The sequence below is a fragment of the Frankia sp. AvcI1 genome (genome assembly GCF_001420875.1).
Classification (GTDB): domain Bacteria; phylum Actinomycetota; class Actinomycetes; order Frankiales; family Frankiaceae; genus Frankia; species Frankia alni.
This window is the reverse complement of sequence record NZ_LJFZ01000001.1, coordinates 310,251-337,190: the sequence shown is the minus strand read 5'-3', so window position 1 is coordinate 337,190 and position 26,940 is coordinate 310,251. Positions and strand designations below refer to the sequence as shown.

The window sequence follows — 26,940 nt, the reverse complement described above, 5'->3', positions numbered from 1 at the left end:
ACCGACCCGGCCGGCGCGTCCGCGCGGGTGAGCTGATGCGCTGGACGTCACGGACCGGGCCGCCGTCGACGCCGCGGTCAAGGCGGCGATCGCGCACTTCGGGCGGCTCGACGTCGTCGTGAACAACGCGGGCTACGGACACTTCGGCGCGGTCGAGGAGCTCACCGAGAGCGACATCCGCGACCAGCTCGAGACGAACTTCTTCGGTGCTCTGTGGGTCACTCAGGCGGTGCTGCCGCAGCTGCGGTCGCAGGGCAGCGGGCNCATCATCCAGATCTCCACGATCGGCGGGATCGCCGCCTTCCCCTCGCTCGGCGCCTACCACGCGTCGAAGTGGGCGCTGGAGGGACTCAGCGAGGCCCTCGCCCAGGAGGTGGCCGACTTCGGGATCAAGGTGACCCTCGTCGAGCCGGGCGGTTTCAGCACCGACTGGGCCGGTTCCTCGGCGGTGCACTCGGCCCCGTCGCCCGCCTACGACAACCTGCGTAAGGCGATGGCCGAGCGGCGTGCCAACGCCGGGTCCGCGATCGGCGACCCGGCGGCGACCGGCGCGGCCCTACTGAAGATCGTCAACGCCGAGAACCCGCCGCTGCGGGTGCTGTTCGGTATCCCGCCGACCCAGATCGTCAAGGCGGTCTACCAGCAGCGGCTGGCCACCTGGGCAGAGTGGGAGCAGGTCTCGATCGAGGCCCAGGGCAACTAGCGGGACGCCCCCGCGGCGACGTTCCCGGGCCGACGTCCCCGGGTCGACGTCCCCGGTGTCAGCCGGCGGTGGCGATCAGGTGCTCGCGGTGCTGGCGGGGCGTGCCGCGGACCAGCTCGTCCACCTTGACTCGGCGCAGGAACAGGTGCAGGTCGTGCTCCCAGGTGAAGCCCATGCCGCCGTGGAGCTGCAGCGCCGTGCTGGCCGCGCGGCTGGTCCCCTCGGCCACGGAGCCGGCGACCGCGACGGCGGTTGCGGCGGCGACCAGATCGCCGCTGTCGAGCGCGCGGGCGGCGTCATGGGCGCACAGCCGCGCCGCCTCGATGTCGACGGCCATGGTCGCCGCATGGTGCTTGACCGCCTGGAACGAGCCGACCGGACGGCCGAACTGCTCACGTTCCTTGACGTACCCGACGGTCATGTCCAGCAGGCGACCGGCGGCGCCGACCGCGTCCAGGATGTGGATGATCGCCAGGGCCTGGTCCAGGGCGTCGGCGACGTCCGCGCCGACCCGGGCCCAGTCACCCGCCGGGACGGTGACGCCGTGCAGGTCGACGGCGGCGATGTCCCGGCTCAGGTCGAGGGTGGTGCGGGCGGTACGGGTGGCGTTCGCGGCGGGAACGAGCGCCAGGGCGCGGTCCCCGTCGACGGCGGCGCCGACCAGGAGCCACGCCGCGCCAAGGCCGCCGACGACGGCGGCCGCCCGGCCGGCGAGGGTGAGCGTGCCGTCGGATCCGGGCAGGCCGCTGATCGCGGCGTCGTCCGGCTCGGCCGTCGCCGGGACCGCGAGCGCCGCGCCCTCGGCCACCGCGTCGGCCACGGCCGCCCCGATGCCGATCTGGTCCAGCAGCCGGGCGACCAGGGCGGCCTGGCCGAGCGGCAGCGGCGAACCGGCGCGACCGAGTTCCTCCACGACGACCGCGAGATCGGCGAAGGTCCCCCCCTCCGCGGGCCGAAGCAGCGAGGTGAGTCCGAGTTCGGCGGCGGCGCGCACGTCGTCCGCGGAGTAGAGCGCCGCGAGCGCCGCGCCGTCGGCACGGGCCGCCGACAGATCGGTGCGTTTCGCGAGCCAGTCGCGGGCCGCCTCGGCCAGGCTTTCCTGTTCGTCGCTGAGAAGCATGTCGCCGGATCCTTCCCCCGACCGCAGCGGTCGGGCGCGCGGGTCGTCGGGCCAGCAGGTCGTCGGGCCAGCAGGTCGTCGGGCCAGCAGGTCGTTGGGCTAGCGGGGCAGGCCGAGGGCGCGTTCGGCGATGAGGTTGCGCATGATCTCCGAGCTGCCGCCGGCGATCGTGTACGCGCGGGCGTAGAGATAGGCGTCCTGCCAGCGGCCGCCCTCGACCGCTTCGACGTCGCCCTCGGTGAGGATGCCGCGCGCGCCGAGCAGGTCCACGGCGAACTCGTGTAGCCGCAGGTTGAGCTCGCTGAACCACAGCTTGCCCGCCGGGGCGTCGATCACCCGTTCCCGGCCGACCCGCCAGCGGGCGAACGAGGACTGCCCGAGCAGCGCACAGGCGCGGATCTCGGCGCGCAACGCCCCCAGGCGCTGGCGGATGTCGGCCAGCTCCAGCGCCGGCCGACCCTCGATCTCGATCTTCTGCGCGAGCGCGTGGAGGTCCTCCCAGGCGAGCTGGAGGTCGACGACCGCGGCGCTGACGCCGTTGCGCTCCTCGGCCAGCGACGCGTTCGCGACGATCCAGCCCTGCCCGGGCGTGCCGATCACGGCGGAGGCCGGGATGCGTGCCCCATCGAAGAACACCTCGTTGAAGTCGGAGGTGCCGGTGAGCTCGCGCAGCGGCCGGACGTCGATGCCCGGGGTGTCCATGTCGATCGCGAACGCGGTGATGCCCTTGTGCTTGGGCACGTCCGGGTTGGTGCGGGCGAGCAGATACCCGCGGTTGGCCCAGTGGCCGTTGGTGGTCCACACCTTCTGCCCGGTCACGACGTAGGAGTCGCCGTCGGCGACCGCGCGGGTCCGCATCCCGCCCAGGTCGCTGCCCGCATCGGGCTCGCTGAAAAGCTGGCACCACAGGTCTTCGTTGGAGCGGATGGCGGGCAGCAGCTTCGCCTTCTGCTCGTCGGTGCCGTAGCGGATCAGCGCGCTGGCGGCGAGCCCGTTCGCTCCGGAGTGCATGGGCGCGCGCGCCCGGGCGATCTCCTCGGAGACGACGACGTCGCGGCGCGGGTCGTGCTCGGCCTCGCCACCGAACTCCACCGGCCAGTCAGCGCCCAGGTAGCCTGCCTCGAACAGCGCGGCAGTCCAGCGCCGCAGTTCCGCAAGCTCCTCGGCGGTCTCGGGGCTGCGCACCCCCGCCTTGGCCTGCCGCCCGGGCGCGTGGCCGGCGATGAACGCCCGCACCTGCGTCCGGAACTCACCGAGTTCGGTCCCCGAACCCCAGTCCACGCCCATGACTCCTGCTCCTACCCGAGGACGATGGCTGCGGCGGCAATCCGCCCGTGTGTCTGAGCCGAGCCGTCACACGCCCAGCGAACGACCGATGATCTCCTTCATGATCTCCGTCGTGCCGCCGTAGATGGTCTGAATGCGCGCATCCGTGAACGCCTTGGCGACGGGGTACGGTACTCCGTCATGTAGCCGTACCCCCCGTGCAGTTGCAGGCAGCGGTCGACGACCTTCTGCTGCAGCTCCGTGGCCCACCACTTCGCCTTGGAGGCGTCGACGGTGGTGAGCTTCTCCTCGAACGACGCCTTCAGGCAACGGTCGATGTACACCTGGGCGATGTCGATCTCGGTGGCGAGCTCGGCCAGCAGGAAGCGGCTGTGCTGGAAGCCGCCGATCGGCTGGCCGAAGGCGGTGCGGGTCTTCGTGTACTCCAGCGTGGAGTCGAACACCGCCCGGGCCCCGGCTACCGCCGAGATCGCGATCGACAGCCGCTCCTCGGGCAGGTTCTCCATCAGGTGGACGAAGCCGCCGCCCAGCCTGCCCAGCACGTTGCGGGCGGGCACCCGGACGGCGTCGAAGAACAGCTCGGCGGTGTCCTGCGCGTGCAGGCCGATCTTGTCGAGATTGCGACCGCGGGAGAAACCGGGCATGTCCCGCTCCACGACGAGCAGGGAGATGCCCCGGCTGCCCGCCGCCGGGTCGGTCCGCGCCACGACGATGANGTAGTCGGAGTGGATCCCGTTCGTGATGAACGTCTTGGCGCCGGAGACGAGCCAGTCGTCCCCGTCGCGCACCGCCTGTGTCCGGATTCCCTGCAGGTCGCTGCCGGCACCCGGCTCGGTCATCGCGATCGCCCAGATCGCCTCGCCGGAGGCGAAGCCGGGCAGCCAGCGCGCCTTCTGNTCGTCGTCGGGCAGCCGGCTCAGGTAGGAGCCGACGACGTCGTTGTGCAGCAGGAAACCCGGACCGGTGACGAACGCGGCCGCGAGCTCCTCGGCGACGACGGCGTTGAAGCGGAAGTCGCGGACCCCGCCGCCGCCGAACTCCTCGGCGACGTTGAACCCGATGACGCCGTGCTTGGCGGCCTTGGCGAACACCGCGCGGTCGACGATCCCGTCGGCCTCCCACCCCGCGTGATACGGGGTGATCTCGCGGGCGACGAACTCCCGGACGACCTCCCGGAACTGCCGGTGCTCATACTCGAAGATCTCGCGTTCCACGGTCGTCTCCTTGCTCGGCGAACAACGCCAGCAGGTCAGGCATGCTGACCTTCTGGGACACTCCGCGGGGCAGCTCCGGCACGGTCAGCGCCCGCGCCGGCACCTCGTAGGGCAGCATCCGGGGCCGGCACCAGTCGCGCAGCTCCTGCTCGCCGATCGGCCCGGCGCCGGGCGCCAGCTCCACGACGGCGACGGGCACCTGGCCGAGGCGCTCGTCGGGCAGGCCGAACACCGCCGCCTCGGCCACCGCGGGATGCTCCTCCAGCACCTCGCGGACGGTGAGCGGGCGGATCTTGAAACCGCCTCGGATGATCACGTCGTCGGCGCGACCCTCGATGTAGAGGAAACCGTCGTCGTCGAGGTGCGCGAGGTCGCTGGTCCGGGTCCAGCCGTCCGCGTTCGCCCGGGCACCGGCCTGGTCGGTCCTGATCTCCAGCAGTCCGCTGGACCCCGTCGGCAGCACCTTGCCGTCCTCCGCCACGACGCGCAGCCCCACCCCGGGGAAGGCGCGCCCGACGCTGCCCCGCTTCTTCGCCCACCACTGCCGGTGGTCCGGCAGCGACCAGCCTGCCACCGCGCCGGAGAACTCGGTCGCGCCGTACACGCCGAGCACGTGGATGCCGTAGCGCTCCAGCACCGCGTCGACCAGGTCGGGCGACACCGGGGCGGTGCCGCAGGTCAGTGCCCGCAGACTGGCGAGATCCTCGGCGGGCACGTCCGCGTTCATCAGGGTGCGCAGTGCCGCCGGCGGCAGCGCGCCGAGGCGGGGCCGGTGCTCGCGGATGACGTCGAGCCACCGGTCCAGGGTCCAGCGTTCCAGCAACACGATGCGCCGCGCGTCGCTCAGGGCCTGCAGCGCCCCCCACAACCCCCCGATGTGCACCAGCGGCACGGAGACGATGGCCACGCCGCCCTCGAACCAGGATCGCTCGCCGCCGCCGGGCTTCATGTGGCCCCGGGCGGACCCGACCGACGCCTCGAGCTGACGGTAGGTCAACGGGATGCGTTTGGGCGGGCCGGTGGTGCCCGAGGTGGTGAGTTCGACGGCGACGCCCGGCGCGTCGACCGCGGTGACCGCGGCGTCGGCACGCCCGGCCCGCACCACCGCGATTCCCTCGGGCGAGGTGTGGAGAAGACTGATGCCGAGCCGTTCGACCGGCTCCGCGAGCCCCGAGGACGCCCAGGCCCGCACCGGCACGATCATCACCGGCGGGGTCGCCCGCTCCAGGTCGCCGGCGAGTCGCTCGGCCGGCTGCAGCGGGTTGAAGACCGTCAGGCAGCGCTCGGTACCGAGAATTGCGAGGATCGCCGCGATGGACTCGGGCCAGTTCCCGAGCAGGACGCCGACCCGAGCGCCGCGACCGAGGCCGAGCCCGTCGAGGCTGCGGGTGATCTCGTCGGCGAGCGCGCGCACGGTCCCCCAGGACACCCAGGCGCCGTCGACCTGGAGGACGGGGGCGGAGTCGGGCGCCTGCCACAACGCGCGCAGGCGNCCCGGCAGGTCGGCGGGCTCGGTCATCGGGCGTGGCCGCGGGCGACGACATCCGACCCGAGAGGGGCACGCGGGAGGCCGGGTTGTCCGACGACCTCGATCACAGGGTCCCGCATCATCGCTCCTTGCCGCCCGGGCAGATCGGTGCGGGCTCCGGACGGATCCGCAGACCCGCCGAGAGGGCCCGTTCGCCCAAGCTACCGCTAGATGAGTTTATTAGGTTGAATGAATTGATGTCGATCGGTCGTACGACCCGGGCGCCGGCGCCGGCGCCGTCTCAGCGTCGGGCGGCCGCGACCAGCCGGGACGCGGCCTGCTCGCGCAGCNGGTCCGGCGCCGCGATCAACGCCTCGCTCGACTTCGCCCGGCGCAGGTAGTGATGCACGGGGTGCTCCCAGGTGAAGCCGATCCCGCCGTGCACCTGAAGGCTGCCCTGGGCTGCGCCGACCCCGGCGTCAAGTGCCTCGGCGGCGGCCAGGGCCACCGCCACGTCCAGCTCACCGGCGTCCGCCGGCCCATCCGCCGGGCCCCCGGCCTCGTCGAGGGCCTGCGCGGCGGCGGCGACCAGGGCGCGAGCCGCCTCGGTGCCGACGAACATGTCGGCGCAGCGATGGGAGATCGCCTGGTAGGTGCCGATCGGACGGCCGAACTGGTGCCGGATGCCGGCGTAGTCGACGGCCAGTTCGGTGCAGTACACCGAGACCCCGACCGCCTCGGCCGCCAGCAGTGTCAACGCCACCCGGCGGGTGGCGGCGAGCACCCCGGCAAACGCGGCAGGCCCGGCGAGCAGGGTCGCGGGCGTGTCCAGGGTGACTCGGGCGAGCGGGCGGGTCGCATCGAGGACGTCGAGCGGTTCGACCCCCACCACGGCCTGCGCGAAGCCGCCCTGGCTGCCGACTGCCCCGCCACCGCCGGCACCGCCGGCACCGCCGTCGGCGGCTCCATCACCGCCGGGGGCACCGTCACCGCCGCCGGCTCCATCACCATCACCGCCGCCGGTCGGCGCGGGGACGTCGACGGCGAACAACGCGGGACCGGTCCCGGTCGTGGCGGCGACGAGCAGTACCCGCGCGGCGGTGGCGTCGGCGACGACGGGAGCCGTCCCGGTCAGCCGCCACCCGCCGGCGGCCTCCTCGGCGCGCACGGTCGCCAGCGGCGTCCACCCGTCGACGGTGCGCCCGACCGCGACGGTCGCGGGCGACCGGCCCGACGCGATCGCCGGCAGCAGCGCGCCCGCGGCGGTCGCCCCGGGTGCGCCCCCCGCCACGACGGCGAGCAACGCCGCCTGAGCGGTCGCGCTGGACAGCAGCGGCACCGGTGCCAACCGGCGGCCCAGCTCCTCCTGGGCGACGGCGAGCAGCGCCAGCCCCGCCCCCTCCCCGCCATGCTCCGGCGGGGCGGCGAGCCCCACCACTCCCATGGCCGCAAGCTCCGACCACAGCTCGCGGTCCCAGCCGCCCGGCGCGGCCGCGATCCCCCTGACCTGCTCGATGTCGCAGTGCTCGCGTAGCAGCCGCGCCAGCGCGTCGCGCAGCTCGCCCTCCGCCTCGGCGGTGTCCACGGTCACCTCACTCCTCGTCGTCCCGCGGTCATCCCGCGCCCCCGGCGCGGCGCCCGGCGCCGCCGTCCTGGCCCGTCACCGGTGCCCGGTGCCCGGCTCCCGGCGCCGGCGGGGGGGCGGGCAGCCCCAGCACCCGCTCGGCGATCGTGTTGCGCTGGATCTCGGCAGTGCCGGCGCCGATCGTCGACGACCGGCTCATCAGGTACCCGTAGGTCCACCGGCCGCCCTCGGGCGCGGTCGGCTCGCGATTGCCGAGCACCGCGTCGGGGCCGATCACCCGCAGGGNCACCTCGTGCAGGCGCTGGTCGAACTCCGCGCGCATCAGCCGGTTGACCGAGGAGGCGGGCCCGGGATCGCGCCCGGCGAGCACCGTCTCCAGGGCTCGGCGGCTGTTCGAGGCGAGGATGCGCACCCCGGCCTCCATCCGCGCGAGGTCCTGGCGCACCACCGGGTCGTCCCCGGCCGGCGAGCCGGCGGCGAGCGCGATCAGCTCGCTGACCACCCGTCGGTACCGGAACTCGTCCGACAGGAACGCGGTGGCGCGCTCGTGGCCCAGGCTCGTGCGCGCGATCGACCAGCCGTCGTTCTCCCGGCCGACGAGATTCTCGACCGGCACGCGCACCTCGTCGAGGAACACCTCGGCGAAGTGCGTTCCCCCGCTGATGTCCCGCAGCGGCCGCACCGTCAGCCCCGGCGACGTCATCGACAGCAGCAGGTAGCTGATCCCCTTCGGGCCCGGTTCGCCGGTGCGCACCAGCGCGAACATCCAGTCCGCGAGGTGCGCCTGGCTGGTCCACACCTTCTGGCCGGTGACGACGTAGTGGTCGCCGTCCCGCACGGCCTTCGTCGACAGGGCCGTGAGCTCGCTGCCGGCGCCGGGCTCCGAGAAGCCCTGGCACCAGAACTCGTCCGCGCGCAGCAGCGGACGCAGGAAGCGGTCCTTCTGCGCGGCTGTGCCATGCCGGATCAGGGTCGGGGCCACGATGAACGACAGGCCGCACGGGTGGCGGGGGGCCCGGGCCCTCGTCATCTCCCGGTGGTAGGCGATCTGGTCGGGCAGCGAGAGGTCCATGCCGCCGACCTCCCTCGGCCATCCCGGCGCCGCGAGCCCGGCGTCGGTCAGGTCGGCGTGGAAGGCGCGGGCCCAGGCGAGCCGCGCGCTGCCACCACGGGGCGGCGGGCCCGCGTGAGCGGCCAGGAACTCCCGCAGTGGGCCGAGGAACTCGCCCTGGCGGGGCCGGTCAACGATCTCGACCGCTGTCACCGCGCCTCCTTCTCGTCGGCGGACCGCGTCCATCGGCGGACCGCGTCCATCGGCGAGCCCTGTTCGTCGGTCGGGCCGGGCTCGTCGCCCACACCCCGCCCATCGGGGCCCGGTGCTCCGACGGGTCTCGCCTGCGGCGTCGGACGCCGCCACCTGGACATCGCTGCAAGGTTACATGGTTTACTAAGTTCGCGAGGAAGACAAGAACTGGAGCGACGGTACTCACCGGCCGATCGGCACCGTGGCGTCCGCGGCGCCGCCGGGGCGCCGGGCTCCCGAGGCGGAGGTGGCGACACGTGCAGTGGGGACTTCCCTGGCCGGGCCCGCAGGTCGCGGAGCTGGCCGAACAGGCCGGAGCCACCGCCTTCTGCGCCGGCGAGTTCGCCGACACGAACTCCTACCTGGCGACGGGCGAGATGGTCGCCGCCACCCGACGGGCCCTGGTCGGGCCGGGCATCGCCTACGCGTTCGCCCGCTCACCCTTCGTCCATGCCTCGGCGCTGCGACATCTGTCCGCGCGTGCCCCCGGACGGATCTTCCTCGGCCTCGGGTCCGGCACCTACCGGATGAACACCGAGTGGTTCGCGACCGCGGCCAGCGAGCCGGTGCGGCGGATGGAGGACCTCGTCGGGGCGATCCGCGCCTACCTGACCGCGGAGAACGGTCGGCCCGTGGTGCACGACGGCGAGTTCTACCCGATCCACGCCGACATCCGCGCCCCCGTCCTCGGCCGGCTCGACGTGCCGATCCTGCTCGGCTCGTTCAACCGTCGGATGGTGGCTGCCGCCGGGCGGACCGCGGACGGCGTCCTCGGGCACGGCATCTTCACCGACCGGTGGTGGACGGAGACGATCCGTCCGAACCTGCACGAGGGCGCCACCGCGGCCGGGCGGGACCCGGAGTCNCTGCGCCGCTGGGGCTGGCTCATCACCGCCGTCGACGAGGAGGACCCGGAGCGGGGACGGCGCGACGCCCGGCTCCAGATCGCCTTCTACCTGACGGTGAAGACCTACGACACCCTCGTCGAGCTGCACGGCTGGGGCGACGAGGTGGCCGCGATCCGCACCGCGTTCCGCTCCGGGGACATCCCGGGAATGGCCGCGGCCGTCAGCGACGAGATGCTTGACGCGATCGCCGTGTGCGGCGACCTCGAGGAGGCCGCCCAGCGCCTGGCGGCCCGCAAGGCGCTGCCCGACCTCGCGTTCCTGTCCAGCCCGGCCTTCATGGTCGGCGACCGGCGCCGCGCCCGTTACGCCGAGTCGGCGGTACGTCTCATGAGCTCCGTCGCCGCCTGAGCGAGCGTCCGGCCGCCTGAGCGAGCGCCCGCCGCCTCGGCGCGGACCACCACGGATGGCGCCGGAGCCCTACCAGCCGAGGAGGTCCTCGGGGAGGTCGCGGATGTAGCGGACCCGCGCGTCGCCGTGCGCGCGGGACAGCGCCGCGGCGGTGTCGGCGTCACCGTCGCGGACCGCCTCGGCGACCTGCCGCCACTGCTCGCAGGCCAGCGCGATGCTGTCCGGGTCCAGCAGGAGGGGCCGCGAGGTCGGGTACCGCGACAACGAGCCGAGCACGTCCTCGAACAACTGCAGCGTGGGACTGCGCGCGAGCTCGGCGAGCAGGATCCCCCACTGCACCCGGGCCCGGGCATGGTCACGCTGGTTGCCGCCGACGGCCTGCTCGACGAAGGTCAGCAGCCGACGGCGTTCGACCCCGTCCGGGTTGAGGGCGGCCAGCCGGGCACACTCCGTGGTGATCAGGGTGTAGGTGGCGCTGATGTCGGCGAGGGAGGCCCGCCGGGTGCGCAGGAACACCGAGGCCACGTGGGCGACACCGGCCGCGTCGGGCCGCTGCCCGTACAGCCCGCCGTGGTGGCCGCGGCGGACGGTCAGGATCCCCTCGGCCTGTAGCAGCCGCACGGCCTGGCGCAGCGACGGCCGGCTGACCCCGAACCGGGCCAGCAGCTCGTCCTCCTGCCCCAGGTAGAGATCACCATCCTGGCGGCTGAGAATCTCCTCGCGCAGCACATGGGCGACCGCCGACGCGGTACTCACCGCGGCCACCCGTTCCATGCGCCCCCCTCCCACGCGTGACGTAGGCGACATAATACTTTCAGGTACCTGAGAGGGTCGCGTCCTCGGCGGCGGAGTCGACCCGGAACACCNGCAGTTTCCAGCCGTCGGCGATCTCGACGAAGTCGACGGTGAGCGGCGTCCCAATCCGGACCGCGTCCGGATCGGCGTCGACGACGTTGCTGACCAACCGCGCCCCCGGTGCGTCGGGCAGGTCCACGACGGCGGCGGCCAGGGTCAGTCCCGGCTGGCCGGNCACGCCGTTGACGATGCTGAAGCTGTACACCGTCGCCCGTCCGGACAGGGTCACCCAGTCGACGTTCTGTGACTGGCAGGTCGGGCAGAACGGCGAGGGCGGCAGCCGGAAGGTCCCGCAGTCGGCGCACTTCGGCGCGACGAGCCGGTTCTCCTTCGCCGCCTGCCAGAACGGCTCGGTCGCCGAGTCGGTGGTGATCTGGATGCCGGCGGGCGGCAGGGTCGTCGTCAGGGTGCTCATGCCATCTGTCCCAGGATCAGGCCGCTGACCGGCAGGGCGGCCGGGCCGCCGGTGACCAGCGCGAGCTTCGCGTCCGGCACCTGGTTCACGGCGGTGCCGCGGATCTGTTCGACGCCTTCCACGATGTGCGTCATGCCGATGATGTAGGCCTCGGAAAGCTGGCCGCCGTGCGTGTTGACCGGAATCGAGCCGCCCTTGTAGCGGATCGCGCCGGACTCGACGAACGGGCCGCCCTCCCCCTTCTTGCAGAAGCCGTAGTCCTCCAACTGCATGAGGACCATGGGGGTGAAGTGGTCGTAGATCAGCGCCACGTCGATGTCGTCGGGGGTGATCCCGGNCCGGTCGTAGAGCCGCCGGGCGATCGGGGCGTGCCCGGAGGAGGCGAAGTACTCGCCGGGCATCCCGTACCAGGCGAACGCCCNGCCCCACTCGCGCACGCCGCCGTGCGCCGCCGCGACCACGCCGACGGGCGTGCGCCGCAGGTCCCTCGCCCGCTCCGCGCTGGTCGTGAGGACCGCGACGGCGCCCTCGGTCTCNAGGCAGAAGTCGAACAGGCACAGCGGATCGGCGATCATCCGGGCGTTGAAGTAGTCGTCCAGCGTCAGCGGGGTGCGCATGATCGCCTTGGGCCGGGTGAGCGCGTTCTCCCGGCTGGACAGGGCGATCTCGGCGAACGCCTCCCGCCGGGTGCCGTAGTCGTGCATGTGCCGACGCGCCAGCACGGACATCAGATGCCCCGGGCCGACCAGGCCCGACGGCTGCAGGAAGGAGTTCTCCGGACTCGGCGCGACCGCGCCGAAGACGGTGCCGAGACGCTGCTTGACCTGCTGCAGCGCCATCACGGTGACGACGACGGTGGCGTCCCCGGCGAGGATCGCCGCGCGGGCCAGGCCGATCGACCCCGCCGACCCGCCGCCCCCCGAGGTGAGGGCGGCGGAGAAGGTCACCTCGGGGATGCCGAGGGTCTCCATGAACGTGGCGGTGTCCATCGACTGGCCGTAGCCGGCGCCCGCCCCCGAGTAGTAGGCGAAGCCGTCGATGTCCCTGACCGACAGGCCGGCGTCCTCGCACGCGGCGAGGATCGCCTTGNCGGCGAGCTCGGTGATGGTCTGCGGGGCGGAGCCCCCGCGCCGGTAGTACGGCGTGGCGCCGACACCGACGATCGCCGTGTCGAACGGACCCGATGCGCTCACGCGGCCGCTGCCACGGCCGGCTCACCGACACCCGGGAACAGCTCGAGGAAGGTGTCGATGGTGATCCGCTTGCGGACGTCGTCCGACACGCCGTCGAACAGCCCGTGCAGCGTCTCCTGGGTGTGGCCGAACGTGCCCTCCATGTGCGGGTAGTCGCTGCCCCACATGACGTTGCGGTAGCCCATGCCGGTCAGCGCGGCGACCGCGGAGGCGTCGTGCTGGAAGGAGGCGTAGACCTGGGAGTAGAGGATCTCCTTGGGGCTGCGCTTCAGCTTGGGCCGCACCGCCATGTGGTGCTGGCGGTAGCCCTCGGTCATCCGATCGGCCAGGAAGGGCACCCAGGTCGCGCCGCCCTCGGCGACGAGGATCCGCAGATCCGGGTGCCGGTCGAGCGCGCCCGAGGCNACGAGCTTCATCGCGGCCCGCTGGCCGGAGAACGTGGTCTNGGTGTAGTTCAGCACCGCGCCGCCGGGGCCGCGGTAGACGACGCCGACCTGCTGGCTGCCGATGTCGATCGGATCGGTGCCGACGTGGAAGGCGAGCACCATGTTCGCCGCCTCCGCCGCCGCCCAGAACGGCTCCCAGGAGTCACGGTTCCAGTCGTCGGCCAGCGGGTGCGGGGTGGTCGGCAGGAACACCGCGCGGTAGCCGAGCTCGGCGGTGCGCTCCAGCTCGNCCACCGCGTCGTCGACCTGCAGCGTGGAGACCTGCGCGGTCGGGACCAGCCGCGGCGAGACCTTCATGATCGCTTCAATCGCCCAGTCGTTGCTGACCCGCAGTGCCTCGCGCAGCACCTCAGGGGTGCGGAACGAGGAGCTCCACAGGCCCAGCGACGGGAACACCAGCTCGCCCCAGACGCCCTCGGTGTCGAGGTCGGCCAGGCGCAGGGTCGCATCCCGCGCGCCGGGCGCCCGGCTGCTCTCGTCGAGGAACTCCTGGGCCTGTACGTTCGGCAGCTTGCGCCGGAAGGACTGGCCGTCGACGTAGACGGTCTCGTAGGTGCCGTCGGGGTCCTTCACCGCCCTCGGCACGAGCTCGGCCAGTCGCGGCGGCAGGTTCGACCGCCACAGGTCGTCGGGCTCCAGGAAGTGTNAGTCGCCGGAGTTCGCCCAGATCTTTGCCATGTCGTCCTGCCTCCGCATGGGTTGCGCCGCGCAGCCGGTCGCCTGCTGCTCGGACCGCGTGCCGTCGCCGGACTCGATGACACGGAACTCGATGGCATCGATGGCGACTCAGTTGACATGGTTACTTTAGATACCTGAAAGAACCGCAGGCAAGTGCCAGCCGCCCGGAGCCCCGACTCCACGGATCCGGTCACCGGATCATGGGCATCGGGCCGGCGCAGGCCGCGCGCCACACCACGACGCCGAGCTGCTCCCGCGACAGCCACCCACTCCTAGTGAACTAGGTATATCTTCCTCGGTGTGGCGGCCGCCATACTCCTGCCGACCCTAGGAGCGCCGGTGAACCTGGAGAACGCGGGACCTGCCCACCCGCCGGTCCGGCCAGTGCCCGAGACTGCGCCGCTTTCGCTCGCCGCGCTGCTGCACCAGGGCGCGGCGGACCAGCCGGGTACCCGGCTGGTCTTCCGCAGTCCGGTTGACACCCTCACCACGGATCTGGCCACGCTGTACGAGCGGGCCGCGCGGGTCGCCGGCGGCCTCGCCGCGCGCGGGATCGGCCCGGCGGACGTCGTCGCGCTCCAGCTGACCAGCCGCGTGGAGAGCGCGATCGCGCACGCCGCGGTGCTGCTACGGGGGGCGGTGCTGCTACCGATCGTGCCCATCTACGGGATCCGCGAGGTCGCCTTCATCCTGCGACAGTCGGGTGCGAGCGCGATCATCCTGCCCGCAGCGCGGGCGGCGGAGATCGCCAACCTGCGCGGGGCACCAGGCGGGCTGCCGGCACTGCGCCACATCGTCACCGTCACCGACAGCACCGACAGCACCGACAGCGGCACGCCACCGGCCGACGCCGTGCCCTGGCAGGAGCTCGAACTGGCCCCGCCGCTGACGCCGTGCGCCCGCCCGCTCGACGAGGTCGCCGTGCTCGTCTACACCTCGGGGACGACTGCGGCACCCAAGGGTGTCACCCACACCCACCGCTCCGTCGCCGCGGAGGTCGCCTCGATGCGCAGCCTGCGCGCGGGCCAACCCGACTTCGGCTACCTCGACCTCTTCCCGCCCGGCCACATCGCCGGGCTGAGCGTGCTGCTACGAACCCTCGTCGACGGGCTGNCGACCGTCTTCCTCGAACGGTTCGACGCGGCGGAGGCGATCGAACTCGTCCACGCGCACGGCGTGACCGCGTCCGCGGGGGTGCCGTTTCACCTGAGCGCGCTACTCGATGCGGCACAGCGCGACGGCCGCGGCCTCGGCCCGCTGCGCGACTTCCTCGTCGGCGGGGCGAGCGTGTCTCCCACGCTCGTCGAGCGAGCCGATCGTGCCGGCGTCAGCGCCTACCGCGCCTACGGTTCCAGCGAACATCCGACGATCAGCTCGGGCAGCGCGGCCGACCCGCTCGACCGGCGGGCCGCCACGGACGGCCGGGTGATGCCGGGCAGCGAGGTACGCATCCTCGACCCCGCCGGCCACGACCTCGGCCCCGGCGAGGAGGGCGAGATCGTCACGCGCGGCCCGGAGCAGTTCGCCGGCTACCGCGATCCGGCGCTCAACGCGACCGCGTTCACCGCCGACGGCTGGCTGCGCACCGGCGACATCGGCCGGGTCGACGGCAACGGCTACCTGACGATCACGGATCGCATCAAGGACATCATCGTCCGCAACGGGGAGAACGTCTCCTCCAAGGAGGTCGAGGACCTGCTCATGACCCACCCGGCCGTGGCGGAGGCGGCCGCCGTGGCCGAACCGGACGACCGCACCGGCGAGCGCGTCTGCGTCTTCGTCCTGCCGCGGCCGGGATCGGTCCTCGACCTTGACGAGGTGCGGGCGCACTTCGCCGCCGCCGGCGCCGCGAGACAGAAGACCCCGGAACGACTCGTGCTCGTCACCGATCTGCCGCGGACCGCGGCGGGCAAGGTCCGCAAGCACGAGCTGCGCGCCGGCCTGCATGCCGGCGGGTCCCACCACCTCGCCGGAACGGGCGGTCCAGACGGATCGGCGGGCGGCTGACGCGTCGCTGGTCGAGCGCCGCGGTCGCCCCCGCGTCGTGGCGGTCAGCCGGCCACGCCGACGAGGGTGAGCGCGAACCGACCGTAGGTGTAGACGATCTCGTCCTCGCTCAGGTCGCCGTCCTCGCGGTACCAGGCGGCGACACCCATCCCGAGGTCGAGCAGAGCGTAGGAGGCGAGCTTGACCGAGGCCACGTGGAATCGGGAGGCGGCGACACCCTCCTCGATCAGCCCTCGGATGAGCCGCTCGTAGCTGCTGCGCCGGGCGACGACCACCGCCCGGTTGGCCTCGTCGAGACTGCGGATCTCCCGGTTGCCGACGAAGGCCTCCAGGCGGTGGCGGGTGTGGAAACGCACGTGGGCCTCCACGGCGCGACGCAGCCGGTCCGCGACGTCGTCGACACCGGCGACGGCGAGGGCGTGGACGTCGTGCAGGGTGTCCATCGCGTCCAGCATGATCGCGGCGAGCAGGTCCTGCTTGGAGCTCACGTGCTTGTACAGGCTCGGACCCCGGATGCCGACCGCCGNGCCGATCTCGGTCGTGGTGGTCGCCTCGTAGCCGCGTTCGGCGAACAGCTTCAGCGCCGCGTCGCGGATCGCCCGCCCGCGCGGGGTGAGCTGCGGTCGCGCCAGCACCNCTCGGTCCGATCCACTCATGCATCCCCGCCCACGACACTCGTCGCGGCTAGGAAACGGTAGCCGCGCGCATGCGGACGACTCCCCGCACCATGTGCATGGTAGCAGGGAGGATTTTCTCTCAACGCTGGCGGATCGCCGCCACCCCTGCTATCAAGGCTACTGAGCATTAGCCCTTCCAGCCGACCCGCCCCCGCGGGGGCCGGCGCTCGCACCGAGGCGGGAGATCGCATGGCCATTGACTTTTCACAGCCGCCAGAGGTCGTCGACCTCGTCGAACGCACGGCTGCCTTCGTCCGCGACGTCGTGATCCCGGAGGAGGAGCGGTACGCCGGCGTGGTCTCCGCCGGTGGAGAGGCGCTGCGCGCGCGGCTGCAGGCGGCGGCCCGCGACGCCGGGCTGTTCGCCCCGCACGTCTCCCAGGAGTACGGCGGCCTCGGGCTCGGCATGACGGCGCGGGCGCCCGTGTTCGAGGCCGCCGGCTACTCCCTGTTCGGGCCGCTGGCGCTGAACCTCTCCGCGCCCGACGAGGGCAACATGCACATGCTCGAGATCATCGCGACCGACGAGCAGAAGGAGCGGTATCTGCGTCCGCTCGCCAGCGGCGAGGTCCGGTCGTTCTTCGCGATGACGGAGCCGGCGCCCGGGGCCGGCTCGGATCCGGCGGCGCTGTCGACGACCGCCGTCCGGGTCGACGACGGCTGGCNCATCGACGGCCACAAGTGGTTCTCCACCGGCGCGGACGGCGCGGCCTACGCGATCTGCTTCGCCCGGACCTCCGGCACGGTCGGCACTGTCGGTGGCGCCACCATGTTCGTCGTCGACGCCGACAATCCCGGGCTGAAGGTCGTCCGGCACATCGACACCCTCGACCAGGCCATGATCGGCGGCCACTGCGAGGTGATCTTCGACAACTGCGTGGTGCCGGACTCGGCGATCCTCGGCGAGCTCGACCAGGGCTTCGCCTACGCACAGGTGCGCCTCGGCCCGGCCCGGATGACGCACTGCATGCGCTGGCTCGGCATCGCCCGCCGCGCCCAGGACATCGCCATCGACCGGATCNCCGAGCGCCGGCTGTTCGGCTCCAAGCTCACCGAGCTCNGCATGGNGCAGCAGATGATCGCCGACTCGGAGATCGACATCGCCGCCTCCCGCAGCCTCATCCTGCAGGCCTGCTGGGAGCTCGACCAGGGACAGCGCGCGGCGCAGTCCACCGCGATGACCAAGACGTTCGTCGCCGAGGCGGTCTGGCGGGTGGTCGACCGGGCCATCCAGCTCTGTGGCGCCGCCGGCGTCTCCGGCGAGCTGCTGCTGGGCCGCTACCTCAACGAGGTCCGCGCCTTCCGCATCTACGACGGAGCGTCGGAGACCCACCGCTGGGCGCTCGCCCGGCGCGCGGTCAAGGAGCGGCTGAAGGCGACCGGCGCCCTGGAGTCGGCATCATGACCCCGCTCGACCCGCCGCCCGCCGCCGTCCCCGGGCCGGTCACGGCCGCCACACCGACCGACGCCGGCGCCGGCGCCGGGCAGGAGGGGCTGGTCTCCCCGCCAGGCCTGGACCTGGCCGCGCTGTCCGCCTTCCTCGATGCCACCGTCCCCGGCCGAGCCGGGCCGCTGCGCGCCACTCTGCTCAGCGGCGGCCGGTCGAACCTGACCTACCGCGTGTGGGATGACGCCGCGCACTGGGCGTTGCGCCGGCCCCCGTTGGGCAACCTGACGCCCTCGGCGCACGACATGCAACGCGAGTACCGGGTGGTGGCCGCGCTGCGTGAGACCCCGATCCCCGTGGCCGAGGCGGTCGCCTACTGCGACGACCTCGCCGTGCTTGGGGTGCCGTTCGCGATGGTCTCCCTGGTCGACGGGGTGGTCCTGCGCAGCCGGGCGGACCTGGCCCCCTACTCCGACGCCGACGTGCGCCGCTGTGCCGAGAACCTGCTGCGCACCCTTGCCCGGCTGCACGCCGTGGACTACCGCGCCGTCGGGCTGGAGCGGTTCGGCCGGCCCGCGGGCTACCTGCGCCGTCAGGTCGACCGCTGGTGGGGTCAGTGGGAGCGGGTGCGGACCCGGTCGCTGCCCGACCTCGACGCGCTGCACGCCCGGCTGGACGCCGCGGTACCGGCGGAGAGTGACGCGTCGATCGTGCACGGCGACGCCCGCATCGACAACTTCGTGTTGGACCCNGACGACATCGGTGCCGTGCGGGCCCTGCTGGACTGGGAGATGGCGACCCTCGGCGACCCGCTGGCCGACCTGGGGCTCACCGTCGTCTACCGCGACCCGGACTTCGATCCCGTCCTCGGCGGCTCGGCGGCCGCGGCCAGCGACCGGATGCCCGGCGGGGACGAGATGATCGAGATCTACGCGCGGGAGTCCGGCCGTGACATCGTGAACATGGACTTCTACCTGGCGCTCGGCTACTTCAAGCTGGTGGTGATCGCCGAGGGCATCCANGCCCGGCATCTCNCCGGCAACACCGTCGGTGAGGGTTTCGACCTTGTCGGCCAGGCCGTGCCAGCGCTCGCCGCGGGCGGGCTGCGCGTACTCGCCGGCTGATCCGATCCGGGCCCGGGGCCGGCCCGGCCCGGGGCTGGCGCGGGTGGGTACCGGCGCGGGTGGGTGCCGGCCCGACCGGAACGNCTTCACCGGAGCCGGTGCTTTCACCGCCCCTCGCCGGCTCAGCCGGGCAGCTCCAGGCCGAGATGCTCGCGCAGGGTCGTGCCGGTGTACTCGGAGCGGAAGACGCCTCGCTCCTGCAGCAGCGGCACGACCTGATCGGCGAACTCGTCCAGGCCGCCCGGGACGATGTGCGGGACGAGGATGAAGCCGTCGCTGGCGTCCTCCTGGACGAAGTGATTGATGGTTTCGGCGACCGTGGCCGCCGAGCCGATGAAGGACTGCCNCCCGGTGACCTCGATGACCACCTCGCGCAGCGACAGCTTCTTCGCCTCGCCCAGCTCGCGCCAGCGACGCGCCGTGGCCAGCCGGTCGTCGAACATCCGCACGCTGGCGCGCCCCTTGGAGATCGTGTTCTCCCCGGGCAGCGNGTCGACGTCGGGGACCGGCCCGTCCGGGTCGTAGGCCGACAGGTCGCGGTTCCACAACTGCTCTGCGAACAGGATCGCCGTCGCCCCGCTGACCTGCTGGTGGCGGATCAACTCGGCCCGCTCGCGCGCCTCGGCGTCGGTGTCGCCGAGGACGAACGTCGCCGCCGGCAGGACCACCAACTGCTCGGGCCGACGGCCGAACTTGGCGAGCCGGCCCTTGATGTCGGCGTAGAACGCCTGGCCATCCTCGAACGTGCTGTGCCGACTGAAGATCGCATCCGCCGAGGAGGCGGCGAACTCCCGGCCGGCCTCGGAGTCGCNGGCCTGGAAGATCACCGGCCGGCCCTGCGGGCTGCGCGGGACGTTGAACTGTCCGCTGATGTCGAAGAAGTCGTCGTGGTGGGCGAACGTTCCCGGCCGTGGCTCACGCAGGAACTGCCCGGTGTCCTTGTCCGCGACGATCTCGTCGCCGCGCCAGGAGTCGAACAGCTCCCAGGCCGTGTGCAGGAAGCGTCGGGCCCGCTCGTAGCGATCCTGCTCTGCGAGGTAGCCGCCGCGGCGGAAGTTCTCCCCGGTGAAGGCGTCCCAGGACGTGACGACGTTCCACGCGGCCCGCCCCGCGGAGAGGTGGTCGAGGCTGGCGAACTGCCGGGCGACCTCGTAAGGCTCGTTGAAGGTGGAGTTGANGGTGCCGGCGAGCCCCAGACGGTCGGTGACCGCCGCGATCGCGGCCAGCACGGTGAACGTGTCGGGCCNCCCGACGACGTCCAGGTCGTGGATGNGGCCGTTCTGTTCGCGCAGGCGCAGGCCCTCGGCCAGAAAGAAGAAGTCGAACTTGGCGCGCTCGGCCGCTCGGGCGAGGTGGGCGAACGAGCTGAACTCGATCTGGCTGCCCGCCGCGGGGTCGCTCCACACCGTCGTGTTGTTCACCCCGGGGAAGTGCGCCGCCAGGTGGATCTGCTTGGTCGGCCTGCTCATGGAGGTCCTCCGCTGGTGTGTGCAGGGCTGCCGGCTGCCGGCTCTGCCGGCGGCGAACTGGACGGCGGCGGGCTGGACGGCTGCGTCGGGCTAGACGGCGGCGGTGGGGGTGCTGGCGGCGGCCGCGGCGTAGCGGTTGGCGGGTCGGGGCAGGCCGAGCAGGCCCCGCAGCGTGGCGGCCTCGTAGGCGGTGCGGAACGCCCCACGGGACTGGAGCTCGCCGACGAGCCCCCGGGTGATGCCTTCCAGGTCGTGCGGGATGGCCGCCGGACGCAGCCGGAAGCCCGACAGGCCGGCCGGCTGCCAGTCGAGCAGGAGATCGGCGAGTTCGGCGGGGGTACCGGCGACGATGAGCGCATCGCTGCCCTGGGGTGCGCCGGCCCACTCGTCGAGCCGGGCACGGTTGTCGGCGGCCTGCGCCGCCGAGTCGGCGAGGTGGACGACCAGATCGGCGAACACGTGCACGGTCTCGTCGCCCCGGCCGGCCGCGTCCTGCTCGGCCCGGATCTCCTCGACGATCCGGCGGGCGTCGTCGGCGTCGCGAGGCGTCACGTAGACGACGTCGCCCTGGCGCGCTCCGAGCCGGTAGGGCACCGTGGCGTGGCCGAGGACGGTCACCGGCGGCTGGCCCTGCGGCGGGCGGGGCACGATCGAGGGCCCGCGCACGCTGAACCAGCGTCCCTCGAAGTCGATGTAGTGCAGCTTGTCCCGGTCGACGAACCGACCGGTGGCGACATCCCGGATCTCGGCGTCGTCCTCCCAGCTGTCCCACAGCCGGCGCACGACCTCGACATAGTCGGCCGCCTCGTCGAACAGCTCGGTGATCAGCTCGACGACCTCGGGCCGCTCCAGCTCCGTCAGCGCGATCCCGGGAATCGCTCGCCGGCCGAACAGGGCGGCCTCGGCCCCGCCGGTACCGGCCCGCACCCGGACCCCGCCCCGCCCGGAGCTGACGTAGTCCAGCGTCGCGATCGCCTTGGAGATGTGGAAGGGCTCGGTGTGCCCGGCAACGATCGAGGGGACAAGGNCGATCCGAGAGGTCAGAGGAGCGACACGAGCCGCGATGANCACGGNGTCGAGGCGGNCGCGAACCCGATCGGTCCGGGCGTCCGGACCGTCGAACCGGTCCGACTGCAGGCCGAGGGAGTCCTCGATCGTGACGAAGTCGAGCAGGCCACGCTCGGCCTCCTGGACCAGATCGGTCCAGTACCGGGCATCCAGCAGCTCCGCGGTCCGCGCGCGCGGCTCCCGCCAGGCGGCCGGATGCCAGCCAGCCCCGTCCAGCGCGAGGGCGAGGTGCAGCGGCGGGCGGGGGGNCATCGGGCGCAATCCTGCACGAGACGCAACGGGCACTCCTCGACGATCGAAACCGGCTGGCGAACGGCGGGCGCAGGGCTTTCGAGCTGCAGGCGCAGAACTATCGCGGCGGTCATGGGGCCTCGGACGCCGTCGCTGGGCCCCGGCGGGGTGCCGAGGATCCCGGCCACCCGCACGGACGGATCCCGGTCACGGCGGAACGCCGGTTACCCCCGCATCAACGACAGCGGCTGGATTCGGCGCGTCCAAAATCGATGCAGCGGCGGCACGTCAACAACAGCGAGGTGCGCACCCTTTTCACTCTGAGTAGGTCGGCTTTCCTCGGTCAAGAGCACATACTGTGACGTGCAGCACAGCATGTTCAAGCAGGCGCTCGCCGGGCGATGCGCTTCCGCCGCGACGGCCGGGCCGGGACGACGGACTCCACGCGCGCCGCGCAGCGCGCGACCGTGTCGCCCGCGCGACCGGCGGATGAGGGGTGGGCATCGTGACCACGGTCAATTTGTCCGGATTCGCTGACGTTCTGGATATCTCCCCGGGCCTCAGCGCATACCTGGCCCGACCGACCGCCGTCGGCCCGACCCCGCCCCCCGGTGACGGGCCGTCGGCCAGGGGNCTCCCGCGTCCCGGCGTGATCGTGCTGCACGAGGCGTGGGGTCTGGACGAGACCATCCGCGCGATCGCCGACCGCCTTGCTGGCCTCGGATATCTTGCCCTCGCCCCGGACCTGTTCAGCGCGGGCGGCGCCCGGCGCTGCCTGGTGGCCACGGTGCGGGCGATGTCCTCCGGGCGCGGGCGGGCGTTCGACGACATCGAGGCGGCGCGACGGTGGCTGACCGCCCTGCCGGCGTGCAACGGACGGGTGGGCGTGATCGGCTTCTGCCTCGGCGGCGGCCTCGCCCTGCTCAGCGCGGGCCGAGGCTTCGAGGTCGCGGCGGTCAACTACGGTCCACTGCCCCGTGAGCTCGATGCCTCGTTGCGGGCGGCGTGCCCGGTGGTGGCGAGCTACGGCGGCCGGGACCGCACCCTGCGCGGGGCCGCCGGCCGCCTCTCCGCGGCGTTGGGCCGGGCCGGCGTTCCACACGACGTCAAGGAGTACCCGACGGCCGGGCACGCGTTCCTCAGCGCCCGGCCGGACGGCACTCCAAGCGGCCCGCGCGTCCTGCACCCGGTGCTGCGAGCTGCCGGTATCGGTCCAGAGCCCCTCGCCGCCGCCGATGCCTGGGTCCGGATCGAACGATTCCTGACGGAACATCTCGGCGCCTGACGCCGCGACCGACCGCGAGTTGACTCGCCGCCGACCACTCGGAGGTCAGGACCGGCGAGTTTGTTCAGCTTCGCCATAGAGATGTGACATGCGTCACTGATCCTCACGGTTGGCGGAGCGGTCTCCCCCGTGTTTCGGTTCGTAGATGCCGACGCCGCCTCCGCTGGTGCACAGACGGCACATCGACCTGCTGCTCGTCTCCTCTGCCATCTGTCCCGCCGGCGGGCGCGCCGCGTTCACGGNGCCTTTCGCGCGGACCTCCGCGCTGGGCCGCACTCCGCGCAGAGCCACCTTTTCCGCCGAGTTGACCTTCGCGCGGAGCTGACCTTCACGCAGCGTGGATCCACCGGGACGGTGCAGAGCACATGCGCAGGGGAACGGTCCACTGCGACGGGTGAGCGTCCACGGCCCTGTTCCCGCCGCCGCGATTCCCGTCGTCACCCGGCCGCCGACGCGCCGACCCCCGGCACGCGTCGACGCCTCGGGCCCGGACACGTGCTCCACGCAATCTCGCCCGCCCCCGTCGCGGCTGTCGCATGCCATGCGGCAGGCCGCCCGAACTCCGTCTGGAGCAACGAGATGACCGTCACCGACGACCTACTCGGTAACGCCGTCCAGTACGCCCGCGACTTCACCGCCGGAGAGCTGCCACTGCCCCCGAACCTGAAGGTTGCGGTCGTGGCGTGCATGGACGCCCGACTGAACGTCTACGGGGTGCTGGGCCTGACCGAGGGTGACGCCCACGTGATCCGCAATGCGGGTGGGGCGGTCACCGACGACGAGATCAGGTCTCTCGCCATCAGTCAGCGGCTGCTGGGAACCCGAGAGATCATCCTCATCCACCACACCGACTGCGGCATGCTCACTTTCACCGACGAGGCGTTCAAGGCTCAGATCACCGCCGAGACGGGCATTCGCCCGCCGTGGGCCGTCGAGACCTTCACGAGCCTGGACGACGACGTCCGGCAGTCGATCGCCCGCATCACGGCCAGCCCCTTCATCCCGCACAAGGACTCGGTCCGCGGGTTCGTCTACTCGGTCGAGAAGGGCACGCTCACCGAAGTGCGCTGAGCGCACCGTCCGCACATCGCGCCGCCCGGCCGCGCGGGCCGAACCCGCCGACCGGGCGGCGCGGTGGGAGGCGCCGGCCTGGACCCGCCGCCCCGGCCGTCACTGCCGAGCCGCCGTCACCCCCATCGCCGCCGTCACCCCGATTACGGCCGACGCACCCGTGGCGGCCGACGCACCCGTCGGCTCCCGCGCGAAGGTACGCAGGTCGTAGGCCTGCTCTGCCGCGCGGATCGCGTCCACGTTCGCCTCGGCCCAGGCCTTGAGGGGCGTGATCAGGGGATAGAGGTCACGGCCCAGCGGCGTCAGCTCGTAGTCGACCCGCACCGGAACCGACGCGGTGACCGTCCGGTCGACCAGCCCGCTGCGNTCCAACGTCCGCAGGGTCTGGGTGAGCATCTTCGGGCTGACCCCGGCGATCTCCGCCTTCAGCTCGCCGTAGCGGCGCGGTCCCGCCGAAACCGCGGCCAGCACCAGGCCGACCCACTTGTCGCTGAGCATCTCGAACACCTTGCGTGACGGGCAGGCCGCCATGAAGGCGTCATAGGCCACCTTCGCCTCGGCCCGCCGCTGCGCGGCCGTCCGGGTAGTCACGAAGCTTCCTCCAGGATACTAGGGAACTCTTGGGTAACTACTACCTAGAAGATACTCACCCCCGTAGCGTTCGGACCACCGCCGCGGCACCCGCCGCGGCACCGGAAGCGGAGGACAACCGATGCGAGCGCTCACGATCCCGGCCTATGGCGAGACCAGCCCGCTGATCCTGACGGAGTTGGCAACGCCGGAGCCCGGCCCGGGGGAGGTCCGGGTCCGGGTCGAGGCCGCAGGAGTGAACCCGGTCGACCCCTTCATCCGCGCAGGCGGCTTCGCCGCACTTGCCACCCAGCAGCCACCCCAGGTGGTGGCCGGATGGGAGCTCGCCGGTGTCGTCGACGCGCTCGGTGCAGGGGTGACGGAATGGCCGGTAGGTACGGCGGTCGTCGCCCTCATCGACTGGATCGGCGCACGGAGCGGGGCCCATGCCGAGCAGGTCGTGCTTCCGGCCGACCACCTTGCCGCCCGCCCGGACGCCGTGGCTTCCACACTGGCTTCGACCGTCCCACTCAACGCACTCACGGCGCACCAGGCTGTAGCGGAGCTGCACCTGGCCGCGGGTGCCACCGTCCTCGTCACCGGGGCGGCGGGGGCCGTGGGTGGCTTCGCCGTCCAGTTCGCCGCCGGCACCGGCGCCCGCGTCGCGGCGCTCGCCGGACCCGAGGACGAGCAGGCGGTCCGTCAGCTGGGCGCGGAGATCTTCGTCGGCCGCACCGAGGAGTCTGCCGCCACTCTGCGTGCGGCGCTTCCCGACGGGGTGGACGGCATCATCGACGCCGCCCTGCTCGGCGAGTCGATCATCGATCTCATCCGGCCCGGCGGGGCCTTCGTCGGGCTCACCCCGCCCTCGACCCCGTCGCCGCGGGTCGGAGTGAGGACCCATGCACTGAACGTGCACGCGGACGGTCGGGCGCTCGCCACGATCATGGACGCGATTGCGCGAGGGGAGGTCACGATCCGCGAGGTGGAGACCTATCCGGCCGCCGAGGGAGCGGCCGCGTACGCCCGCCTGGCCAAGAGCGGCCGGCGAACGGGCATCAGCCTCCTGTTCTGAGCACCGGGCGGCCCTCGCCCGCCGGCACCGGCGCGTGCGCCGGGGCCGGTGAGGGCAGGCACGGTGCCCGCGGAAAACCTGCTGCGGGCGGGTCGGGTCAAGTCGTACGCTTGTCCAATGAGTGAGACAGCAATCTCATATTCCGAGATACCCATCTGGGATCCTGCCNCCTACGACGCGGAGCGCCACCGCCTCGTCCCCTCGTTCGATCTGCTGTACGGGGCGGTCGGCGACCTGGTGGCCCAGCTGGGCAGGACCCGGCCGAGGGTGCTCGACCTCGGCGCGGGCACCGGACTGCTGGCCTCCGCCGTGGTCGCCGCGGTGCCGGAGGTACGCCTGCNCCTGTTCGACGGTGCCGCCCCCATGCTCGCCAAGGCGCGGGCCCGGCTGGCCGCCGAGAACGTCGAGGCCGTCACCATGGCCGACCTCTCCGCAGCGCTGCCGTCCGGGCCCTTCGACGCCGTCGTCTCCGCGCTCGCCATCCACCATCTCGACGATCCCGGCAAGCGGGACCTGTTCGGGCGGGTGCACACTGCACTGCGTCCGGGCGGTGTCTTCGCGAACCTGGAGCAGGTCGACGGGCCGACCCCGGCCCTGACCCGGCGGTACGAGGAGATGCACGAGCGGCACGCGCGGGCGGCCGGGTCGGACGACGCCGAATGGCAGGCCGCCCTGGGACGGATGGCCTTCGACCGCTGCGCGCCGCTCGCCGACCAGCTCGCCTGGCTGACCGAGGCCGGCTTCGATCCGGTCGACTGCATCGTCAAGAACGGCCGGTTCGCCGTCTACGCCGGATGGCGTTCCTGACCCCTCGACCGGCCGCATGACCCCACCGGCCTGGGCCGACCGGCCTGGGTCGTGCGGCCTGGGTCGTGCGGCCTGGGTCGTGCGGCCTGGGTCGTGCGGCCCGCTCCGGACCCGACTCTCCGGACCCGACGCGCTCCGGACCCGACACTCCGGACGGGGTCGGCTCACAGGAGCGCTCGAGCGACCTCCAGGCGGACGCTGTCCAACGTCGAGTACAGGACCGCCCCGGGGCACTCGGTCGCCATCCAGTCACGATGCCCGCTGATCGCCGACACCCGGCGTCGGGCGCCGCCGACCGGATTGAGGTAGTCGACACTGCCGACGGGGTTCAGGCTGTGGGCACCGCAGAGCGCCAGCAGCACCAACGCGAGCGAGCGACGCGCGGCTGCCGTCGGGGCGCGGTTCCGGTGGTCGCCGAGCAGCGCGACTCCGACGTTGCCGGCGTTGAATCCGCCGACGTGCGCGCCGGTGACCACCTGGNCGTCCGGACGATGTCCGGGAACCCCGTCGGTCCCGGACCAGCGTCCTTCGTACAGGCTGCCCGCCTCGTCGATGAGGAAGTGGTAACCGATGTCCGCCCAGCCGCGTTCCACGGTGTGGAAGTGGTAGATCGCCCGCACGGTCGCGGCCGGGTCCGGATCGTCGTN

Annotated in this window: 19 protein-coding genes and 26 pseudogenes; 14 read left to right on the top strand and 31 right to left on the bottom strand. The window is 72.6% G+C overall.

From position 1 onward, the window contains the following. Window positions 1–761 precede the first annotated feature (761 nt). From UK94_RS01345 to UK94_RS01320, 9 genes and pseudogenes are all read right to left on the bottom strand, one after another. A complete protein-coding gene (locus tag UK94_RS01345; protein WP_011605982.1) occupies window positions 762–1,823 on the bottom strand; it encodes an acyl-CoA dehydrogenase family protein in 1,062 nt (353 codons plus the stop codon). A gap of 99 nt (window positions 1,824–1,922) precedes the next feature. Next, the gene (locus tag UK94_RS01340; protein WP_011605983.1) at window positions 1,923–3,110 is read right to left on the bottom strand and encodes an acyl-CoA dehydrogenase family protein; all 1,188 of its coding nucleotides are present in this window, start codon (window positions 3,108–3,110) and stop codon (window positions 1,923–1,925) included. A gap of 66 nt (window positions 3,111–3,176) precedes the next feature. Beyond that, a pseudogene (locus tag UK94_RS36585) lies at window positions 3,177–3,825 on the bottom strand (acyl-CoA dehydrogenase family protein); the annotation flags it as partial. A gap of 1 nt (window position 3,826) precedes the next feature. Beyond that, window positions 3,827–4,006, bottom strand: a pseudogene (locus UK94_RS36580) (acyl-CoA dehydrogenase family protein); the annotation flags it as partial. A gap of 1 nt (window position 4,007) precedes the next feature. Further along, window positions 4,008–4,324, bottom strand: a 317-nt coding sequence (locus UK94_RS36575; RefSeq protein WP_235486067.1) for an acyl-CoA dehydrogenase family protein, incomplete at its 3' end; no start/stop codon positions are given. Beyond that, a complete protein-coding gene (locus tag UK94_RS01330; protein WP_268761182.1) occupies window positions 4,299–5,804 on the bottom strand; it encodes a fatty acid--CoA ligase family protein in 1,506 nt (501 codons plus the stop codon). The genes UK94_RS36575 and UK94_RS01330, both read right to left, overlap by 26 nt. Window positions 5,805–6,143: 339 nt before the next feature. Then, window positions 6,144–7,377 (bottom strand): acyl-CoA dehydrogenase family protein (locus tag UK94_RS01325; protein WP_235486194.1); only part of this gene is annotated, 1,234 nt, incomplete at its 3' end. 28 nt (window positions 7,378–7,405) lie between these two features. Continuing rightward, a pseudogene (locus tag UK94_RS36570) lies at window positions 7,406–7,662 on the bottom strand (isovaleryl-CoA dehydrogenase); the annotation flags it as partial. A 1-nt stretch (window position 7,663) separates the two neighbouring features. Further along, on the bottom strand, window positions 7,664–8,641 hold a 978-nt coding region (locus tag UK94_RS01320; protein ID WP_235486065.1), incomplete at its 3' end, for an acyl-CoA dehydrogenase family protein. Here UK94_RS01320 and UK94_RS75675 point away from each other — a divergent pair. Together UK94_RS75675 and UK94_RS36560 are read left to right on the top strand one after the other, a co-directional pair. Beyond that, window positions 8,587–9,545, top strand: a pseudogene (locus UK94_RS75675) (LLM class flavin-dependent oxidoreductase); the annotation flags it as partial. The gene UK94_RS01320 and the pseudogene UK94_RS75675 overlap by 55 nt on opposite strands. Before the next feature lies 1 nt (window position 9,546). Next, the coding region (locus UK94_RS36560; RefSeq protein ID WP_235486063.1) for an LLM class flavin-dependent oxidoreductase at window positions 9,547–9,936 on the top strand (390 nt) is incomplete at its 5' end. 69 nt (window positions 9,937–10,005) lie between these two features. Here the strand turns inward: UK94_RS36560 and UK94_RS01310 are convergent. The 8 genes and pseudogenes from UK94_RS01310 to UK94_RS36525 form a co-directional block, all read right to left on the bottom strand. After that, the gene (locus UK94_RS01310; protein ID WP_011605990.1) at window positions 10,006–10,692 is read right to left on the bottom strand and encodes an FCD domain-containing protein; all 687 of its coding nucleotides are present in this window, start codon (window positions 10,690–10,692) and stop codon (window positions 10,006–10,008) included. Between the two features lie 111 nt (window positions 10,693–10,803). Further along, window positions 10,804–10,965: pseudogene (locus UK94_RS36555) on the bottom strand (OB-fold domain-containing protein); the annotation flags it as partial. Window position 10,966: 1 nt separating this feature from the next. Further along, a partial coding sequence (locus tag UK94_RS36550; protein WP_235486061.1) for a zinc ribbon domain-containing protein occupies window positions 10,967–11,206 on the bottom strand: 240 nt, incomplete at its 3' end. 537 nt (window positions 11,207–11,743) lie between these two features. Further along, window positions 11,744–12,295, bottom strand: a pseudogene (locus UK94_RS36545) (thiolase); the annotation flags it as partial. 1 nt (window position 12,296) lies between these two features. Next, a partial coding sequence (locus UK94_RS36540; RefSeq protein WP_235486192.1) for a hypothetical protein occupies window positions 12,297–12,399 on the bottom strand: 103 nt, incomplete at its 3' end. After that, a pseudogene (locus tag UK94_RS36535) lies at window positions 12,396–12,803 on the bottom strand (amidohydrolase family protein); the annotation flags it as partial. The pseudogene UK94_RS36535 and the gene UK94_RS36540, both read right to left, overlap by 4 nt. Before the next feature lie 42 nt (window positions 12,804–12,845). Next, window positions 12,846–13,074: pseudogene (locus UK94_RS36530) on the bottom strand (amidohydrolase); the annotation flags it as partial. A 1-nt stretch (window position 13,075) separates the two neighbouring features. Then, window positions 13,076–13,193, bottom strand: a pseudogene (locus UK94_RS36525) (amidohydrolase); the annotation flags it as partial. A 630-nt stretch (window positions 13,194–13,823) separates the two neighbouring features. Between UK94_RS36525 and UK94_RS36520 the strand changes: the two are divergent. Both UK94_RS36520 and UK94_RS36515 read left to right on the top strand, forming a co-directional pair. Then, window positions 13,824–14,636: pseudogene (locus UK94_RS36520) on the top strand (AMP-binding protein); the annotation flags it as partial. A gap of 1 nt (window position 14,637) precedes the next feature. Further along, a partial coding sequence (locus UK94_RS36515) for an AMP-binding protein (RefSeq protein ID WP_235486059.1) occupies window positions 14,638–15,530 on the top strand: 893 nt, incomplete at its 5' end. Between the two features lie 44 nt (window positions 15,531–15,574). Here UK94_RS36515 and UK94_RS01285 read toward each other — a convergent pair. Then, a pseudogene (locus tag UK94_RS01285) lies at window positions 15,575–16,056 on the bottom strand (TetR/AcrR family transcriptional regulator); the annotation flags it as partial. Between the two features lies 1 nt (window position 16,057). Further along, on the bottom strand, window positions 16,058–16,165 hold a 108-nt coding region (locus UK94_RS72555), incomplete at its 3' end, for a TetR family transcriptional regulator (RefSeq protein ID WP_268761181.1). A 231-nt stretch (window positions 16,166–16,396) separates the two neighbouring features. Between UK94_RS72555 and UK94_RS36510 the strand changes: the two are divergent. From UK94_RS36510 to UK94_RS36490, 5 genes and pseudogenes are all read left to right on the top strand, one after another. Continuing rightward, window positions 16,397–16,871 (top strand): annotated as a pseudogene (locus tag UK94_RS36510) (acyl-CoA dehydrogenase family protein); the annotation flags it as partial. 1 nt (window position 16,872) lies between these two features. Further along, window positions 16,873–17,227 (top strand): annotated as a pseudogene (locus tag UK94_RS36505) (acyl-CoA dehydrogenase family protein); the annotation flags it as partial. Window positions 17,228–17,274: 47 nt separating this feature from the next. Then, the coding region (locus tag UK94_RS36495; protein ID WP_268761162.1) for an acyl-CoA dehydrogenase family protein at window positions 17,275–17,611 on the top strand (337 nt) is incomplete at its 5' end. Next, window positions 17,608–18,344, top strand: a pseudogene (locus UK94_RS01275) (phosphotransferase family protein); the annotation flags it as partial. The gene UK94_RS36495 and the pseudogene UK94_RS01275, both read left to right, overlap by 4 nt. Before the next feature lies 1 nt (window position 18,345). Then, window positions 18,346–18,614: pseudogene (locus tag UK94_RS36490) on the top strand (phosphotransferase); the annotation flags it as partial. 225 nt (window positions 18,615–18,839) lie between these two features. Here UK94_RS36490 and UK94_RS36485 read toward each other — a convergent pair. The 8 pseudogenes from UK94_RS36485 to UK94_RS36445 form a co-directional block, all read right to left on the bottom strand. After that, a pseudogene (locus tag UK94_RS36485) lies at window positions 18,840–19,063 on the bottom strand (F420-dependent methylene-tetrahydromethanopterin reductase); the annotation flags it as partial. A 1-nt stretch (window position 19,064) separates the two neighbouring features. Then, a pseudogene (locus UK94_RS36480) lies at window positions 19,065–19,207 on the bottom strand (F420-dependent methylene-tetrahydromethanopterin reductase); the annotation flags it as partial. 1 nt (window position 19,208) lies between these two features. Beyond that, window positions 19,209–19,528, bottom strand: a pseudogene (locus UK94_RS36475) (LLM class flavin-dependent oxidoreductase); the annotation flags it as partial. 1 nt (window position 19,529) lies between these two features. Further along, window positions 19,530–19,894: pseudogene (locus UK94_RS36470) on the bottom strand (LLM class flavin-dependent oxidoreductase); the annotation flags it as partial. 1 nt (window position 19,895) lies between these two features. Beyond that, window positions 19,896–19,963: pseudogene (locus UK94_RS36465) on the bottom strand (hypothetical protein); the annotation flags it as partial. Window positions 19,964–19,990: 27 nt separating this feature from the next. Beyond that, window positions 19,991–20,186 (bottom strand): annotated as a pseudogene (locus tag UK94_RS36455) (F420-dependent methylene-tetrahydromethanopterin reductase); the annotation flags it as partial. 90 nt (window positions 20,187–20,276) lie between these two features. Beyond that, window positions 20,277–21,213, bottom strand: a pseudogene (locus UK94_RS01265) (LLM class flavin-dependent oxidoreductase); the annotation flags it as partial. A 58-nt stretch (window positions 21,214–21,271) separates the two neighbouring features. Continuing rightward, window positions 21,272–21,502, bottom strand: a pseudogene (locus UK94_RS36445) (FMNH2-dependent monooxygenase); the annotation flags it as partial. Between the two features lie 617 nt (window positions 21,503–22,119). On the opposite strand from UK94_RS36445, the gene UK94_RS01260 reads away from it, so the two are divergent. Both UK94_RS01260 and UK94_RS01255 read left to right on the top strand, forming a co-directional pair. After that, the coding region (locus tag UK94_RS01260; protein ID WP_235486058.1) for a dienelactone hydrolase family protein at window positions 22,120–22,770 on the top strand (651 nt) is incomplete at its 5' end. Between the two features lie 579 nt (window positions 22,771–23,349). Next, on the top strand, window positions 23,350–23,841 hold the full coding sequence (locus tag UK94_RS01255) for a carbonic anhydrase (protein ID WP_055748334.1): 492 nt from the start codon (window positions 23,350–23,352) through the stop codon (window positions 23,839–23,841). A gap of 99 nt (window positions 23,842–23,940) precedes the next feature. Here the strand turns inward: UK94_RS01255 and UK94_RS36440 are convergent. Together UK94_RS36440 and UK94_RS36435 are read right to left on the bottom strand one after the other, a co-directional pair. After that, window positions 23,941–24,207 (bottom strand): annotated as a pseudogene (locus UK94_RS36440) (helix-turn-helix domain-containing protein); the annotation flags it as partial. 1 nt (window position 24,208) lies between these two features. Continuing rightward, window positions 24,209–24,339 (bottom strand): winged helix-turn-helix transcriptional regulator (locus tag UK94_RS36435; protein WP_235486188.1); only part of this gene is annotated, 131 nt, incomplete at its 3' end. 214 nt (window positions 24,340–24,553) lie between these two features. Here UK94_RS36435 and UK94_RS01245 point away from each other — a divergent pair. The 3 genes and pseudogenes from UK94_RS01245 to UK94_RS01240 all read left to right on the top strand — a co-directional run. Further along, window positions 24,554–25,486, top strand: a complete 933-nt coding sequence (locus UK94_RS01245) for an NADP-dependent oxidoreductase (RefSeq protein ID WP_011606005.1) — start codon at window positions 24,554–24,556, stop codon at window positions 25,484–25,486. 237 nt (window positions 25,487–25,723) lie between these two features. Then, window positions 25,724–25,826, top strand: a pseudogene (locus tag UK94_RS36430) (SAM-dependent methyltransferase); the annotation flags it as partial. 1 nt (window position 25,827) lies between these two features. Continuing rightward, a partial coding sequence (locus UK94_RS01240) for a class I SAM-dependent methyltransferase (RefSeq protein ID WP_235486056.1) occupies window positions 25,828–26,293 on the top strand: 466 nt, incomplete at its 5' end. Between the two features lie 164 nt (window positions 26,294–26,457). On the opposite strand, the gene UK94_RS36425 is transcribed toward UK94_RS01240, so the two are convergent. Together UK94_RS36425 and UK94_RS36420 are read right to left on the bottom strand one after the other, a co-directional pair. Then, window positions 26,458–26,769 carry an N-acetylmuramoyl-L-alanine amidase gene (locus UK94_RS36425; protein WP_235486187.1) on the bottom strand — a complete coding sequence of 104 codons (312 nt, stop codon included), beginning with the start codon at window positions 26,767–26,769 and terminating at the stop codon, window positions 26,458–26,460. A 5-nt stretch (window positions 26,770–26,774) separates the two neighbouring features. Beyond that, window positions 26,775–26,939: pseudogene (locus UK94_RS36420) on the bottom strand (twin-arginine translocation pathway signal protein); the annotation flags it as partial. Window position 26,940 lies beyond the last annotated feature (1 nt).

Coding starts and splice junctions, on each gene's coding strand:
- UK94_RS01345 (WP_011605982.1), bottom strand. CDS start 1,823: ATGCTTCTCAGCGACGAACAGGAAAGCCTGGCCGAGGCGGCCCGCGAC.
- UK94_RS01340 (WP_011605983.1), bottom strand. CDS start 3,110: ATGGGCGTGGACTGGGGTTCGGGGACCGAACTCGGTGAGTTCCGGACG.
- UK94_RS01255 (WP_055748334.1), top strand. CDS start 23,350: ATGACCGTCACCGACGACCTACTCGGTAACGCCGTCCAGTACGCCCGC.
- UK94_RS01245 (WP_011606005.1), top strand. CDS start 24,554: ATGCGAGCGCTCACGATCCCGGCCTATGGCGAGACCAGCCCGCTGATC.